A 14,703-nucleotide genomic window follows, 5' to 3' on the forward strand; every position below is an offset into this window, starting at 1 on the left:
GACCTCCCAGCGGCGAACCGGGAATCGCGCGGGCCTGAGGCTCGGAAGAAGCTGGGCGGGGAGCGATGATTTGGCCATGGCATTGTCGACGGCGTTCACTGAGATGTTCGGCGTGCGGTACCCGATCGCGCTGGCGCCGATGGGCGGATCGGCCGGCGGCGCGCTGGCCGCCGCCGTCTCGCGCGGCGGCGGTCTCGGCTTGCTGGGCGGCGCGTTCGGGGACCCGGAGTGGCTGGCGCGCGAGGTGCCGATCGTCGCGGGCACCGGCAGTCCGTGGGGCGTCGGATTCCTGACCTGGGGAATCGACGTCGCCGTGGTGGAGCGGGCTCTGGAGTACGGACCGAGGGCCGTGATGCTGTCGTTCGGCGACCCGAGCCCCTACGCGGAGCGTGTCCGCCGAGCGGGGGCGCTGTTGATCCTTCAGGTCACGGATCTGGAGGAGGCCGAGCAGGCCGTGGACCTGGGCGCCGACGTGATCGTGGCCCAGGGAACCGAGAGCGGTGGGCACGGAGCCCGGAACGGGCGCTCCACCTTGCCGTTCGTGCCGGCGGTCGTGGATCTCGTGGACGCCGTGCCCGTACTGGCAGCCGGCGGGATCGCCGACGGCCGTGGCGTGGCGGCCGCACTCGTGCTGGGCGCTGCGGGGGCGCTCATCGGCACCCGCTTCCAGGCCACCACGGAGGCCCTGGTCGCCCCCTCGATCACCAAGGCGATCCTCGAAGGACGCGGCAGGGACACCGAGCGCAGCACGGTACTGGACATTGCCCGCGGCTCCCGATGGCCGGCGAAGTACTCCGCCCGGACCCTCGGCCACCGGTACCTCGACCGCTGGCGCGGCCGCGAGACGGAACTCGCCGCCGACCCCCAGGCCCGTCAGAACTACCAGGACGACGTGGCACGCGGCGCGGTGCCCCCGCTGCCGGTCTGGGCCGGCGAAGCCGTCGACCTCATCACCGACCTCCCATCCGCCACCGACCTCGTCCCCACCCTGGCCGCTCAGACGGAGGAAGCACTGACCCGCGCGGGCCGCCCATGAACTACCAACTGCCCACGTGGGTAGGGCTCGTGGGGCGCGCATCTCGCCCCTCAACCAGATACTCTGGGCGACGGCAGGAGCGGCCTCCAAGGCATCAACTCCCGTGCAGTGTACGGAGATTGAGGGATGCCGAGATGAAGGGCATCGGGCGGGCGCCGCCCTTGAGGTGGGTCGGTCTCAGCTGACCGCCCGCTTGACGAGCTCGGCCATCCGCGTCTCGTCGTCGGCGTTCAACTCGGTCAGGGCGTACGCGGACGGCCACATGGTGCCGTCGTCGAGCTTCGCCAGATCGCTGAAGCCGAGCGTGGCGTACCTCGTCTTGAACTTCTGTGCGCTCTGGAAGAAGCAGACGACCTTGCCGTCCCTGGCGTACGCGGGCATGCCGTACCAGAGCTTCGGGGCCAGGTCCGGGGCGCTGGTCCTGACGATGTCGTGGATGCGCTCGGCGATGGCTCGGTCCGCGTCCGGCATCTCGGCGATCTTGGCGCGCACCTCGCTGTCGCCGTCCGCCTTGGCCGTGCGCGATCCGCGTCGAGGGGATGCCTTGAGCTCCTTGGCGCGCTCCTTCATCGCGCCTCGCTCCTCCTCGGTGAACCCGTCGTACGTCTTGTCGGCCGTGACGGTACCGGTGGTGCTCTTCGCGCTCTTCGTGGTCCTCTGCGTGTTCATCATGGCAGGTTCCTCTCGGGCAGCGCAGGGGCGGGGCGAACGGGACGGGGGTGGCTTCGGGTCAGGCCGCGGAGGCGACCGTGGCGGCCTGCCAGGCGAAGTCGTCCGGGTCGGTGAAGGTCCCGGCGTCACCGCCGAGTACGAGCCGGTGCGATCCGCTCCCGTCGACAGGGACGCCGACATCCTTGGCCAGCGCGCGGCGCCCGTAGAGAGCCAGCTTGACCGGGCTCGACGATGTGGCGAACTCGACGTACTTGCGGCCGAAGCTCTTCGCCACGGTGAGACCGCGGTCGACGTAGAACTGCCTGCTCGCGGCGACGTCCGCCACGCCCAGCAGGAGCACGATGCTGTCGATCTGCCGGGTCTCCGGACCTTTGTCCTTCCGCGCGGACGTGGCGACCTTCCAGATCGTCCCGTCCGGTGCCCGTACGACGCCGCCGTATCCCCACAGGGACTTCGTGACGGGCTTGAGAGGCGTGGCGCCGGCGTCGAGGGCCGTGCCGATGAGTGCCTTGACGTCGGCCGGCTGGGACACCGTGAGCGACAGCGAGAAACCGCGGAAGCCGGTCGTCGGCGCCTGAGAGGCGCTCAGTCCGACCTGAGTGTCCAGGCCGAACGCGGCGGTGTAGAAGCGCTGGGCGGCCGTGGGGTCGGCCACCTCGAGGGTGATGGTCTCGATGGAGGTCATGGACATCACGCTAGTTCTGGCTCGGTGAGGAATGCTTCTCCATTCCTGACCGGTATCGGCGGCGTCCTTGTCGTGGCTGCCGCCACCCCGCACCGGTATGCGCCGGGCGTCATGCCGGCCAGCTCGGTGAAGCGGGCACGGAAGACGCCGTACGACGCGTATCCGACCAGGAAGCCGACCTCGGTGACCGTGAGGTCACCACCGCACAACAACGCCTTCGCCCGCTCGACACGACGCGTCATCAAAAAAGCGTACGGCGACTGGCCGTACGCGAGACGGAACTGCCGGCTGAGATGCCCGGCCGGCCAGTTCACGCCGCGGGCGAGCGCCTCCATGTTCAGCGGCTGCGCGTACGCCCGGTCGATCCGGTCACGGACACGACGCAGTCGCACCAGGTCCTTCAGCCGCTGATCCTGGGCGAGCGCGCGCCCCCAGGCGGGATGGCACATACGACACACCTACCTTCATGGGTATCCGCGCGCGCCAGGGGGCCCCGGGGCCACCTGGCGCGGCAGGGCTCAGCGAAGCTCCTGGATGCGGACCATGTTGCCCGCGGGGTCGCGGAAGGCGCAGTCGCGGACGCCGTACGGCTGCTCGGTCGGCTCCTGGACGACGTCCACGTCGGCTGCCTGCACCTTCTCGAACGTGCCGTCCAGGTCCCGGGTGGCCAGCAGGATCCAGCCGTAGGTGCCCTTGGCCATCATCTCGGCGATGGTGCGGCGCTCGTCCTCGCTGATGCTGGGGTCCGCAGCCGGCGGCGCGAGGAGGATGGACGTGCCGGGCTGGCCGACGGGGCCGACCGTGATCCAGCGCATCTTCCCCTGGCCCACGTCACTGCGGACCTCGAAACCGAGGACGTCGCGATAGAAGGCCAGGGAAGCGTCCGGATCATCGTGCGGGAGCGAGGTGGTGTGAATGGTGATGTCCATGGCACCACGTTAGTAGCGGCCCGGCGGACCGCGCTTCTCCAATCCTGACCGGCCGGGCCGGATCTCACCCCAGTGGAGTGAAGGGGGCGTGCCCGCGACTCGGTGCGGCTACTGTTCCAGGCCCTTCACGTTGTCCCCGAACGTCCACCCCTTCGACCCGTCCCAGTTGATCGACCAGGTCATCAGCCCCTTGAGGCCGTCGCCGTACGTGTTCCATGCCTGCGAAACCAGGCTCGGCGACATATAGCCTCCGCCCGCGCCGGACTGGGCGGGCAGGCCGGGTACCTGCTTGTCGTAAGGGACTTTGATGGTGGTGCCCTGGACCACGAGGCCCTTGTTCAGGCAGTCGGTCTGGGCGGTGAAGCCCTGGACGGTGCCGGCCTCGTAGGAGTCGCCTGAGCAGCCGTACATGCTGCCGTTGTAGTACTGCATGTTGAGCCACCACAGGCGGCCGTTGTCGGCGTACTTCTTGATGACGGGGAGGTACGCGCCCCAGATCGAACCGTACGTGACGCTGCCGCCGGTGACGTACGCCGTCTCGGGGGCCATCGTCAGGCCGAACCCGGCGGGCATCTGGGCAAGGATGCCGTCGATGATGCGAATCAAGTTGGCTTGGGACGTGGAGAGTTGGCTGATGTTGCCGCTGCCGGTGAGGCCCGTCTCGATGTCGATGTCGATGCCGTCGAAGTTGTACTTCTTCAGGATCGGGACGATCGTCTCGACGAAGTGGTCCGCGACGGTGGCCGAGTTGAGGTCGATGCCCGCTGCCGCGCCGCCGATGGACATCAGGACGGTCTGGCCCGAGTCCTTGGCCTGACAGATCTCGGCGGGGGTCGCGACCTTCACGTTCGTGTCCATGCCGTCCTCCCACAGCGCGGTGCCGTCGGAACGGATCACCGGGAAGGCCGCGTTGATGACGTTGTAGCCGTGCTGTGCCATCTCGGGGTTGGTGATGGGGGTCCAGCCGAACGGCGGGTGCACGCCGTTGGACGCACCGTCCCAGTTCTCCCAGTAGCCCTGAAGGACCTTGCCGGCCGGTCGCGGTTTGGTCGCGCAGGTGTCCGCTGCGGGGGCGACGGGCGCCGCGACGAGGACGGTGGAGAGGGACGCGGCCGCCGCGAGGGCGGCGCCGAGGAGACGGGACGTACGGCTGCGACGGGACATGGGGGGCCTCCGCAGGATCGCCGGGCGAGTGGGGGTTGGCGTGAGCACGACGCACGGTAGAGAGGTCCAGACCTTTCGTCAATGGGTATGGACCAATGGGGAGTTGGGGTCGAGTGGCGATCCGGGCTAGTACGTCGCGCGTCGCCGCTGCGGCCGGGCCGCGCTCCCGTCGGCGGTGCCGGGCCGGTCCTCCGGCGCCGAGCGCTGGGCCTGCGCACGCAGGGCGGCGAGCCCCGCGACGACCTCACCGCGATTGGCGGCCGAGGTCATCCAGTCGGGCAGCCTCGGGATCATCGCCAGGGACGACGACGGACTCCCCCGCTCCCTCAGACGCGCGCCGATGTACGCCGCGAGCGCGTCCACATGCTCGATGCCGTACGCCCACAGCAGCCGGCCCGCGCAGCGCGTCTGCAACCACAACGGCCGGTCGAAGAACGGCTCGGCCGGACCGCCGAGCGTCGCGCCGATACGGGCGCCGCCGCGCCGCTCCGGCTCCCACTCGGCCGTGGCCCCGCAGTGCGCGCAGGCCAGCCGCCTGGGCAGGAACAACAGGTCTACGGAGTAACGGAGTTCGGGCCCTCCGGGCCGAGGTACGACCACGGCGCGCCCGGAGCAACGGGGGCACACCACGAGGATGCGGGCCGCGAATTGGGCCAGCATGGCGCCCCTGTCGGCGTGCCGGTGCCCACCGTCCATTGGGCCTCCCCCGCGTACTTCGACACTCGGATCCGCCTACCTCGACGCGCCGAATCGTACGCAACGGCCGACCACACCGTGCGGTCCGTGCCAGGTCACCGGCTCCCCTCCACTCCGGTCAGCGCATCGAGATCGAGCACAGCGCCCAACGCCCCCTTCAGCGCACCGACGCACATCCCGTGCAGTTCGGCGCGGGTGAACGACTCATTGGTCAGCCAGTCCACGCAGAGCACGCGGACGAAGACCAGCCAGCTCGTGAGCGCGGCCGACACGAGGTGCGTCGGCCCGTCGCCGAGCACCGTCGCCTCCAGCAACCGCCGCCGCAGCTCGGCCAGTTCGCCCGTGATGATCGCCTGGATGACCGGGTCGCCGGCGAGCACCCGGTTCGCGGCGAGCACGGTGTGCCGGTTGGCGGCGAAGTAGTCGAAGTGCGCATCGAGCCCTGCCGAGAGCTGCTCCATGAGGGGCGCCGACTGGTCGAGCCTGGTCGCGGCCAGCAGTCGGTCCGCGGCCTGTTGGTAGACCGCGGCGAACAGGGCGTGCTTGCTAGGGAAGTAGCGGTAGAGCAACGCGCGCGAGACGCCCGCCCGTTCGGCGACGTCCTCCATGAACACCTCGTCGTACGGCTTCGCCGCGAACAGTCGCGCTCCGACGTCGAGCAGTTCACTGCGGCGCTCGGCGGGATCGAGTCTTCGGCGCGCGGTCATGCGCCCACCTTACTTGACACATGTCTACTAGCAGTTCTAGCGTCACGCTAGTAGACATGGGTCTACTAGTGAGTGGAGGCGGTTCCCTCATGGCCAGACTTCTCAAGTGGCTCGCGATGGCGATGGGCATCACCTGCGCGGCGATCGGCCTCTACCACCTCGTCCTCGGCATCGCCTCCGTACCCGGCGAGGGCTCGACGGGAGCGACGGTCGACAGCCGGGAGCGGTTCTACAACGCGATCTTCTTCGGATTCGGGCTCGCGTGGATCTGGGCCGCGCGCCAGTCGCCGATCCCCTCCACAGCAGTGCGGTGGCTCGCCGGCATCTTCCTGCTCGGAGGCATCGGGCGCGTGCTGTCCGTCGCCGTCCACGGCTGGCCGCACTGGTTCCAAGTGCCGCTCAGCGCCCTCGAACTCGCCCTTCCCCCGCTCTTCTTCTGGCTGTCGACCGCGGACGAGCGGAGGACGAGGGAGACGGCCGCGGACGGGGACCGCGTCGGGGCGCTGTGACCACTGACCGTCCGACTGCCGGGCTGGGACCGGCGTTCACCGATCAAGGCCGGTCCCAGCCGTAGCAAGTCAACAATCAGAACGCAGCTGCCTCATCAGACGATCTCCTTCTGGGTCGGTACGACGACGCCGTACAGGTCGGCGATGGTGGCGAGGGCGCTGTAGTGCACCTGGCAGGCGTCGAGGTCGGTACCGGCCACCGGCAGCGAGCGGGTGGCGGTGGCATCGGCGACGACCGTGGGACGGTTGCCGCGCAGGAACGCGCCCTGCGCGGTGAACGTCACGCACATGTGCGTCATCCAGCCGGCGAGGATGACGTCCTGTCCGTCCGGGACGTGCGTGCCCAGGTCGGTGTCGACGAACGCGTTGGGGACCTGCTTGACGACGACGGCCTCACCCTCGACCGGTGCGACTCGGGGGTGGATCCGACCGATCTCGGCACGGATGTCGTACGGGGTGCCCTCGCCGCCGTCGTTGATGACGTGCACGACCTTCGTGCCCTCCTGGCGAGCCCGTGCCAGCAGCTGCGCGGCGGCGTCGAGCGAGGCCTCCCACCCGTCGAGTTCCATCACGCCCTGGGTGTAGGTGTTCTGGAAGTCGATCAGGATCAGCGTCGAGTCGGCCAGCTTCGCGGGCGTGTCGTCGAAGCCGTTGAGCTCGCGCAGCGTGGTTCTGGACATGGGTGTACCGCCTTCGGTCTTCGCGTGAGGTGGGCAGCCCGAGCGATGCGGTGGGCTGCGACTGGAACGCTATGACCCAGCAGGCGTGTCGACAATGACGTCTAACATGCAGATACCGACATGCCGCTCACGCATCACTGATCGCCAACTGCCGACCGCCAGTGGCCAATCGCCAACCGGGGGGACTCATGCAGGACATCGCCAGACGACTCATCGTCATCGTCCTCTTCGAAGGCGTCGACCTGCTCGACGTCACCGGGCCACCGGAAGTGTTCTCCCTGGCCCGGCGCGAGACCGAGGACGCGGCGGGCTATCACGTCGCGCTCGCCGCCGAGAGCATGGACCCGGTCACCACCTCCGCCGGAGTCCGCATCCTCCCTGACATCACCTTCCGGGAGGCCGCCGAGGGAAGCATCGACACCCTCATCGTGCCCGGCTCGGTGGAGGTCGACAGCGAGCGCCGCGTACGCGCCCTCGTCGACCCCGACCTGGTCAGCTGGGTGAAGACCCTCGCCGACCGGACGCACCGGGTCACGTCCGTATGCGTCGGAGCACACCTCCTCGCCGCGGCCGGCCTCCTCGACGGCAAGCGGGCGACCACGCATTGGTCGACCGCGCCCCAACTGGCCGCGGACCACCCGGCGGTGAAGGTCGACGCCGATCCGATCTTCATCCGCGAAGGCAACGTCTGGACCGGCGCCGGGATCAGCGCCTGTCTCGATCTGTCCCTCGCGCTGATCGCCGATGACCTGGGTGAGGCCATCGCCCTGCGTGTCGCACGGCAGCTCGTCATGTATCTCAAACGGCCGAGCGGACAGAGCCAGTTCAGCGTTCCCCTGGAACAGCTCTCCACGACGCGGCGCATCGAGGATCTGCGCCACCACATCATGCGCAACATCAGCCGGCCGCTGACCGTCGTGGACCTGGCCGAGTACGCGCATGTCAGCGACCGGCACCTCACCCGGCTCTTCAAGACCGAACTGGGCATGACTCCTCACGCCTACATCGAATCCGTCCGGGTCGAGAAGGCGCGCCACGACCTCGAATCCTCCGACGCCACCCTCGAACGCATCGCGTCCAGCTGCGGGTTCGGCACGGCGGACACCCTGGTGCGGGCGTTCCGACGACGCCTGAACACGACACCGACGGAGTACCGCCGCAGATTCCGGGTGCCCCAGATCCGTTGACGCCCGAGACCCGCCTCCCTCCCCTCGCATATAGACACTGTCTACGAATCGCTGGTAGACAGTGTCTATGCCTGATGAGAACTCTCTGCGCGAGCGGCTGATCGACGTCGGTGTGGACCTGGTCCTCACCGAAGGCTCCGCGTCCGTGGGGCTGCGGGAGATCGCCCGGCGGGCCGGGGTGTCGCACGGGGCCCCACGCCGGTACTTCGCCACGCACCACGCCCTGCTCTCGGCCGTCGCGCGGCGGGGCTTCGAGGACCTCGCGGCCCGCTTCGAGAGCGCCGTCGACCCCGAGGCGCCACCACGCGCCCAACTGGAGCGGCTTGCCAAGACCTACGTCGGGTACGCGCTGGAGTGCCGCGGCATGTTCGAGCTGATGTTCCGCCACGACCTGCTCGACGGTGCGCAACAGCACGACGACCGGCCTCAGTTGCGCACCTCCACACTTCCCCTGTTCGAACGGATGGCCACGCTGGTCGGCCGGTGCGGGGAGGATCCGGGCGCCTCGCACCGGACCGGCCCGCCCGGCCGGTCGGCCGTATCGCCCGCGGTGACCGCCGCCGCCCTGTGGTCCGGGCTGCACGGCATCGCCCAACTGTGGACCTGGGGAAGCCTGCAGCTGGCCCTCGCCACTCCCCCGCCGGGCGATGAGGAACGCGACCGGCTCGTCACAGCGGTCCTGGACGCTCACCTCGGTCCGGTGACGGCGTGAGCACTGCCGCACGGCGGCCCTTCGCCCTCCTCGCCTCCGTGTCCGGGGCGATGATCGTGGCACTGGACGGGACCATCCTGCTGGTGGCGCAGCCCAGCCTCCGGCGTGATCTCGACGCGAGTGTGGCCCAGGTCCAATGGACGAGCACCAGCTACTTGATCGCCGTCGCCACTCTTCTCGTCGTCGCCGGCCGCCTGGGCGACCGGTACGGACACGCGCGGCTGCTCTTCGTAGGAGTACTCGGATTCGGGGCCGCGTCGACCGGAATCGCGCTCGCGCCCACCGTCGGATGGGTGATCGCGCTGCGCGCTGTTCAAGGCGTCTTCGGCGCGCTCCTCCAGCCCGCGACACTCGCGCTGCTGCGGCTGGCGTACCCGCCGGACCGGCTCGGCACGCCCATCGCCCTTCGCACGAGCGCGATCGCGGTGGCTGCCGGGATCGGTCCGGTCATCGGCGGGATTCTGGTGCAACATCTCGGATGGCGTGCGGTGTTCTGGGTCAACGCGCCCGTCGCGCTGGTGATCGCCGTACTCACCCTCGCCGTCCGTACGCCGGTCCCTGAACGCACCGGCTCCGAACGGTTGGACCTCACCGGTACGGCCATGCTCACGGCAGCCCTCGCGGTCCTGGTCCACGCCCTGACCGAGGTGCCGGGGCGCGGATGGACCGCTGGGTCAACCCTGCTCGAACTCACGGGCGGCCTGGCCTTGTTGACGACTCTGGTCCTGCACGAGCGTCGCGCCGGACACCCGATCGTGCCGCGTGCCGTGGCCCGGTCCGTCCCTGTGACCGCGGCCATGGCGCTCCTCCTGGTCATCAGCGCGGGCCTGTTCGGCGCCCTGTTCAAGGCAACGTTCTACCTTCAGGACTCCCTTCACCTCGCCCCGGTCGCCACGGGTCTGCGCGTCCTTCCGCTGACGGCGCTGATGGTCCTGGGCGCACCGGTTGCCGGTGCAGCACTGCGCCGGTACGGCCCACGGCACACCGCCTGCGCGGGCACGGCTCTCGTCGTGGTCGGCATCGCGCAGTTGTCCCGGCTCGGTCCGACCAGCCCGTGGCCGTCCATGACAGTCGCCTTCGCCGCACTCGGTGCCGGGTTCGCGACCGTGATGGTCACCGCCACCGGGACGGTCGTCGGCGATGCGCCGCCGGGCTGCGCCGGAGTCGTGGGAGGACTCAAGCAGACGGCTATGAACATAGGCCCGTCGCTCGGCATCGCCGTCGCTGCCGGCGCGACGGGCGCAACCGCCGGCTCCGCTTCCACGATGAGCCTCGGCCTGCTGCCCCTGGCGGTCCTCGCTCTCCTCGGCCTGATTCCCGCCCGCCTGCTGCCTCGGCACCCGGCCAGGAACGTCCCGCCGCGTCAACCGGCGCCACAAGGAAGGGCTGTTGCGGAGGCCGGCGAACGACCGTGACCACCACGAGGCACCGCACGCGACCCCACCCCAGGGCCACGTGCGGCACGTATTCGGGAGAGGGTCAGAGCTTGAGGCGGTGCACACCTCCCTGGACCGTACCCACGTACAGCCGGCCGCCGTTGGCCGCGAGGCTGGTCACGTTGAGGTTCTGCAGGCCGGTGGAGATGTTCTGCCAGCTCCGGCCACCGTCCGTGGAGCGCAGGACACCACGCCCGCCGCGCGGCAGGGCCGACTCCCAGTAGCTGCTGGTCGCCGCGTACAGCGTGCTGCCCACCTGCAACACGTCCTTGACCCGGAGCGGCAGCTTGCCGGTGTCGCCGGTGCGGAAGGTCTTTCCGCCGTCCGTCGACACCTTGATGGCGTCGCCGCCGGTCAGCATGCGCGAGCCGGTGAACTCGATGGTGTCGACGCGGCCGTCGGCGACCTTCGTGATGTCGTCGCCACCGTTGTCCGAGCGGTACAGGCCGTCGGGGGCGCCGAGCCACAGCCGGTCCGGATTCTTCGGGTCACCCGCGACCGCGGTGAAGTACGTCCGGTCGTTGAGCAGGTTCTTCCAGTTGGCTCCCCCGTCCTCGGTGGAGAACAGGCCCACGCCCAGCAGGTTGCCGTACGAGACATACACACGGTCGGGGTCGGCGGGGTGCACGGCCATCGCGTACACCATGCCGTCGCTCTCGCCCTTCTTCTTCCAGGTGACGCCCGAGTCGCCGCTGCGCTCCAGGCGGAAGCCGCCCCAGGCGTTGTACTGCACCCGCCAGACGATCCGTGAGTCCTTGGGAGAGGTCTGCAGCAGCCGGGTCTCGACGCCTATCCTGCCCTCGCCACCGGTGGTGCCCCACTCGGCCCCGGAGACCGGGAGCCGGGAGCGGTGGGTGCCCTGCCAGCCGGCCGCGAGCAGCTGGTCGCCGCTCACCGCCAGGGAGTTGACGGTGCCGCCCTGGACGCCCAGACGCCGGTAGTCCTTGCCGTCCGCCGTGCCCCGGTACACGCCGGCCGCGTCCGCCGAGACGGTCAGCGAGCCATCGGCCCAGCGGTCGAAGTCGGAGACGGTCGAGGCACGGTTGACGCCGGGAATGGTGCTCCAGGCGCGGCCGTGGTTGCGGCCGACCCGGGTGTCACCGCCATAGCTGACGTACAGGTCACCGCCGGTGAGGGTCATCCCGGAAGCGCCGTATCCGTGATCGTCCAGCGGCGCCCAGGTCCTGCCGCCGTCGAAGGAACCGACAATGCCCGAGCCGATCTCGTAGATCGCCACGACCTGGCTGTCCGCGACCACATTGACGGAGACGCCGCCGTCCACCGAGTCGTGGACCTTGACGGCCGCGCCGAGCGTGCCGGTGGAGAGGCCGTCGCGCTTCCAGAGCGACGTGCCCGCCGAGAGGTAGAGGCTGTCGCCGCCGATCGCCAGGTCGTAGACGTGGTCGGCGGGAAGGCCTATCGGCTCGGACGCCCAGGTGTCGCCACCGTTCCTGCTGATCAGCAGATCGGTGGCGGTGCGGGCGACGAGGGTCTTCGTCGCCTCGTCGGCGAGGAAGTCGTAGATGGGGGTGTCGGGGGTGTTCAGGGTCTTCCAGCTGCGGCCGGCGTCCTCCGTGCGCAGGATCGAGCCGGTGCGGGGGATGCCGGAGGCGCTGTTCGCGGCGTACCACCAGCGCTTGGCGTTCGTCGGGTCAATGACGGTGAAGGCCTGGCCCGACACATTGCCGAGCGGCAGCCTGGTGTGCTGCTCCCAGGTCGCGCCCTTGTCCTCGGTCGACCAGGGGCCGGCCTTGTTGTACTGGGTGAGGACGGCGGCCCCGGGGTCGCTCTGCGCGGTGCTGATGTCGCCGCTCTCCGAGTTGGGTCCGACCGGCTGCCAGCGGGAGTCGCGGCTGTCCTCGGGGGTCACCTCGAAGCCGTCGCGGTTGCTCGTCAGGGTCTTGCCGTCGGTGGTCCGACCGGTCACCGAGACCAGATGGGCGCCGGTGCCGCGGCCGGTGATCTCCGCCTGGTAGACGTACCCGGAGCGGAGTCTGGTGGTGACCGAGTAACGCCTGCCGTGCGGCGGGGTCACGGTGAGGACCGGCGGCTTCGCCAGCGGGGCCGGCGTGAAGACGACCGCGGTGGACCCGCCGTCGCTCGGGTCGGGCCCAGCCTGCACGAACAGCTGCCGTACGACCAGGAGATACGGGACGCGCAGGGCCGCGCCGCCCTCCGGCGTGACCGTGACCGTGCCGCTGATCTCGGCCTCGCCCGCGGGGCGGTCGGCGCTGAGGGTGACGGTCGCGGTGGCGCTGCCACCCGCCGGGATACGCAGGTTGCTCGGGCTGACCCGGGCCTCGCCGCTCACCTTCAGGCGGACGGAGCGGGTCCGGGTTCCGGAGTTGTTGACGGTGAGCTTCTTGCTGCCGCCCACCGTGTGCCGCGCCAGGTCGGCGAGCCCGTACGAGAGGGTGGCCGGGGTGGTGGTGACGGCGGTGTCCGCCCGGTCCGCGGCCGCGGCGACGTCGAGCCGGCCGGAACCCTTGGTCGTCGCCCCGTAGTCCTTCAACTGCCTCGCACTGCCCACGAGTTCGGAGGTGACTTTTGCCGGGGTCTCAGCGGGGTGGAGCTGGCGCAGCAGGGCAGCGGACCCGGCGACGTGCGGTCCGGCCATCGACGTACCCGACATGCGGTAATAGCCCGGCGCGTAAAGGGACTTGGGGACGGTCGAGCGGATGTCGTAACCCGGGGCGACCAGGTCCGGCTTGAGGTCCCAGTTCAGGTCGGGGCCCCGCGAGGAGAACGAGGCGATCTTGTCCGTGACGTCCGTGCCACTGATCGTCACCTCGACCTTGCCGTCCGCCAGGCGGCGGCCGAGCTCGGCGTACTGGGTCGAGTCGACGCCCAGCATGACCATGGAGTCCATGCGCATCGAGTCGCCGGACTCCATGACCGAGGTCGCCGGCGCGAGCGGCACGGTGCCGTCCGCCTTCGCCGGCGGCTGACCCGCGGTGTCCAGCCGGCCCGCGTCCTGCGGCTGCCCGGCGAGCGCCGGACCGCCGCCCGAGCTCTTCCCTCCGATGACGGCGAGCACCCCATGGCGCTCCGCCTCGCGAGCCATCTCGATCTCCCAGGCGGACAGATGCTCCTGGGTGTCCGCGACCAGCATGTCGATGCGGACGGCCTTGCCCTTGACGTCTCCGGCCCGCTCCCAGTCCTCCGCGGTGCCCTGGCCGAGGTCGACGACCTCCGTCGTGACGGGGGCCGCGGGCGGGTTCGCGGAGATCACGCCGCGGTACGTCTGGATCTTCTTGCCGCCCTTGTAGGTGGCGCCCGGTATGCGCAGGCCGCTGACGGAGGCCCCGACGGCGACGACGCCGTCGGCTGCGGCCGGGGTGCCGACGGTGCCGCTTCCCGGGCCCTCGTTGCCGGCCGAGGCGACCACGACAACTCCGGCCTTGGTGGCGGCGGTTGCGGCCAGGCCGAGCGGATCGCGGCCGTCTCCGTAGCCGCCGAGGCTCATGTTGATGACATCGGCGCGGTGCGGATTGGCCGGGTCGATCGCGGCCTCGATACCGGCGACGATGTCGGAGGTGTAACCCTCGCCCGCATCGTCCATGACCTTGTACGCAAGGAGGTTGGCGCCCGGGGCCACACCGGTGACGCCGCCCTTCTCGGCGGCCTTGCCCGCGATGATGCCGGCGACGTGGGTGCCGTGGCCGTTGTCGTCCGTCGGGTCGGCGTCGCCGTTGACGAAGTCGTAGCCGCCGACGACCTTGTGGCCCTTGCCGAGGGCGCCGCCCAGGTCCGGGTGGCTGTAGTCGACGCCGCTGTCGAGGATGGCGACGGTGACGCCCTTGCCGTCGGCGCCGTTGCCCGCCGGGTCCTTGCGCTGCCAGACCTGCGGCGCGTTGATCAGCGGCACGCTGTCATCGGTGAGGATGTGCATCTTGGTGTCGGGGACGACGGAGGCCACCTCGGGCAGTTGCTTCAGCTCGGAGACCTCGGAGGCCTTCACAGTCACTGCTACCGCGTTGAGCAGCAGGTTCAGGCGGCGCGGGGAGCCGGTGCGCAGCCCGGCGTCCTTCGCGTCACCGAGGAACGTCTTCTGCCGTGCGGCGAGGGAGGCGCGGTCGGCGCCGATCTCCTTGGCGTCGGCGGACCGCAGCCGGCCCTTTCCCGTCGCGGCGGCGGCCCCGGCCAGCGTGACGATGACACGCTGCTCGGGGTCCTGGTGTGGGTCCGCTGTGGCGGACTGGGGCACCGCGGACAGCAGGCCGCCGACGACGGCGGCCGTGAGCCCGGCGGTGAATGTTCTTCGAGGGGTCATGCCAGACGAATAAATCG

Annotated in this window: 14 protein-coding genes; 5 read left to right on the forward strand and 9 right to left on the reverse strand. The window is 70.1% G+C overall.

The genetic code is table 11. From position 1 onward, the window contains the following. Nucleotides 1–76: 76 nt before the first annotated feature. Nucleotides 77–1,036, forward strand: coding sequence for a nitronate monooxygenase family protein (locus tag OG456_RS49475; RefSeq protein ID WP_266571658.1), 960 nt, complete (start codon nucleotides 77–79; stop codon nucleotides 1,034–1,036). Between the two features lie 177 nt (nucleotides 1,037–1,213). On the opposite strand, the gene OG456_RS49480 is transcribed toward OG456_RS49475, so the two are convergent. The 7 genes from OG456_RS49480 to OG456_RS49510 form a co-directional block, all read right to left on the reverse strand. After that, nucleotides 1,214–1,708: an iron chaperone gene (locus tag OG456_RS49480; protein WP_266571659.1), complete on the reverse strand. Its 495-nt coding sequence runs from the start codon at nucleotides 1,706–1,708 to the stop codon at nucleotides 1,214–1,216. A gap of 58 nt (nucleotides 1,709–1,766) precedes the next feature. Beyond that, nucleotides 1,767–2,393 (reverse strand): glyoxalase, encoded by a 627-nt coding sequence (locus OG456_RS49485; protein WP_266571660.1) that lies wholly within the window; start codon nucleotides 2,391–2,393, stop codon nucleotides 1,767–1,769. 5 nt (nucleotides 2,394–2,398) lie between these two features. Beyond that, a complete protein-coding gene (locus tag OG456_RS49490; protein ID WP_266571661.1) occupies nucleotides 2,399–2,842 on the reverse strand; it encodes a helix-turn-helix transcriptional regulator in 444 nt (147 codons plus the stop codon). Between the two features lie 69 nt (nucleotides 2,843–2,911). Further along, nucleotides 2,912–3,322 (reverse strand): VOC family protein, encoded by a 411-nt coding sequence (locus OG456_RS49495; protein ID WP_266571662.1) that lies wholly within the window; start codon nucleotides 3,320–3,322, stop codon nucleotides 2,912–2,914. A 108-nt stretch (nucleotides 3,323–3,430) separates the two neighbouring features. Next, complete coding sequence (locus OG456_RS49500; RefSeq protein WP_266571663.1) at nucleotides 3,431–4,486, reverse strand: chitinase; 1,056 nt, start codon at nucleotides 4,484–4,486, stop codon at nucleotides 3,431–3,433. Nucleotides 4,487–4,612: 126 nt separating this feature from the next. Then, nucleotides 4,613–5,182 (reverse strand): hypothetical protein, encoded by a 570-nt coding sequence (locus OG456_RS49505; protein ID WP_266571664.1) that lies wholly within the window; start codon nucleotides 5,180–5,182, stop codon nucleotides 4,613–4,615. 95 nt (nucleotides 5,183–5,277) lie between these two features. After that, entirely contained in the window at nucleotides 5,278–5,889 is a 612-nt protein-coding gene (locus OG456_RS49510) for a TetR/AcrR family transcriptional regulator (protein ID WP_266571665.1), read from the reverse strand. Nucleotides 5,890–5,978: 89 nt separating this feature from the next. On the opposite strand from OG456_RS49510, the gene OG456_RS49515 reads away from it, so the two are divergent. Then, complete coding sequence (locus OG456_RS49515; RefSeq protein ID WP_266571666.1) at nucleotides 5,979–6,398, forward strand: DUF4345 domain-containing protein; 420 nt, start codon at nucleotides 5,979–5,981, stop codon at nucleotides 6,396–6,398. 95 nt (nucleotides 6,399–6,493) lie between these two features. Here OG456_RS49515 and OG456_RS49520 read toward each other — a convergent pair whose 3' ends face one another. Further along, nucleotides 6,494–7,078 (reverse strand): isochorismatase family protein, encoded by a 585-nt coding sequence (locus OG456_RS49520; RefSeq protein WP_266571667.1) that lies wholly within the window; start codon nucleotides 7,076–7,078, stop codon nucleotides 6,494–6,496. Between the two features lie 188 nt (nucleotides 7,079–7,266). Between OG456_RS49520 and OG456_RS49525 the strand changes: the two genes are divergently transcribed. From OG456_RS49525 to OG456_RS49535, 3 genes are all read left to right on the forward strand, one after another. Next, nucleotides 7,267–8,265, forward strand: a complete 999-nt coding sequence (locus OG456_RS49525) for a GlxA family transcriptional regulator (RefSeq protein ID WP_266571668.1) — start codon at nucleotides 7,267–7,269, stop codon at nucleotides 8,263–8,265. A 67-nt stretch (nucleotides 8,266–8,332) separates the two neighbouring features. Further along, complete coding sequence (locus OG456_RS49530; protein WP_266571669.1) at nucleotides 8,333–8,977, forward strand: TetR/AcrR family transcriptional regulator; 645 nt, start codon at nucleotides 8,333–8,335, stop codon at nucleotides 8,975–8,977. Continuing rightward, on the forward strand, nucleotides 8,974–10,392 hold the full coding sequence (locus OG456_RS49535; protein ID WP_266571671.1) for an MFS transporter: 1,419 nt from the start codon (nucleotides 8,974–8,976) through the stop codon (nucleotides 10,390–10,392). Before OG456_RS49530 ends, OG456_RS49535 begins: the two co-directional genes overlap by 4 nt. 64 nt (nucleotides 10,393–10,456) lie before the next feature. Here OG456_RS49535 and OG456_RS49540 read toward each other — a convergent pair whose 3' ends face one another. Then, the gene (locus OG456_RS49540) at nucleotides 10,457–14,686 is read right to left on the reverse strand and encodes a S8 family serine peptidase (protein WP_323136485.1); all 4,230 of its coding nucleotides are present in this window, start codon (nucleotides 14,684–14,686) and stop codon (nucleotides 10,457–10,459) included. Nucleotides 14,687–14,703: the final 17 nt, after the last annotated feature.

It is taken from the genome of Streptomyces sp. NBC_01446 (assembly GCF_026340095.1).
Classification (GTDB): domain Bacteria; phylum Actinomycetota; class Actinomycetes; order Streptomycetales; family Streptomycetaceae; genus Streptomyces; species Streptomyces aureus.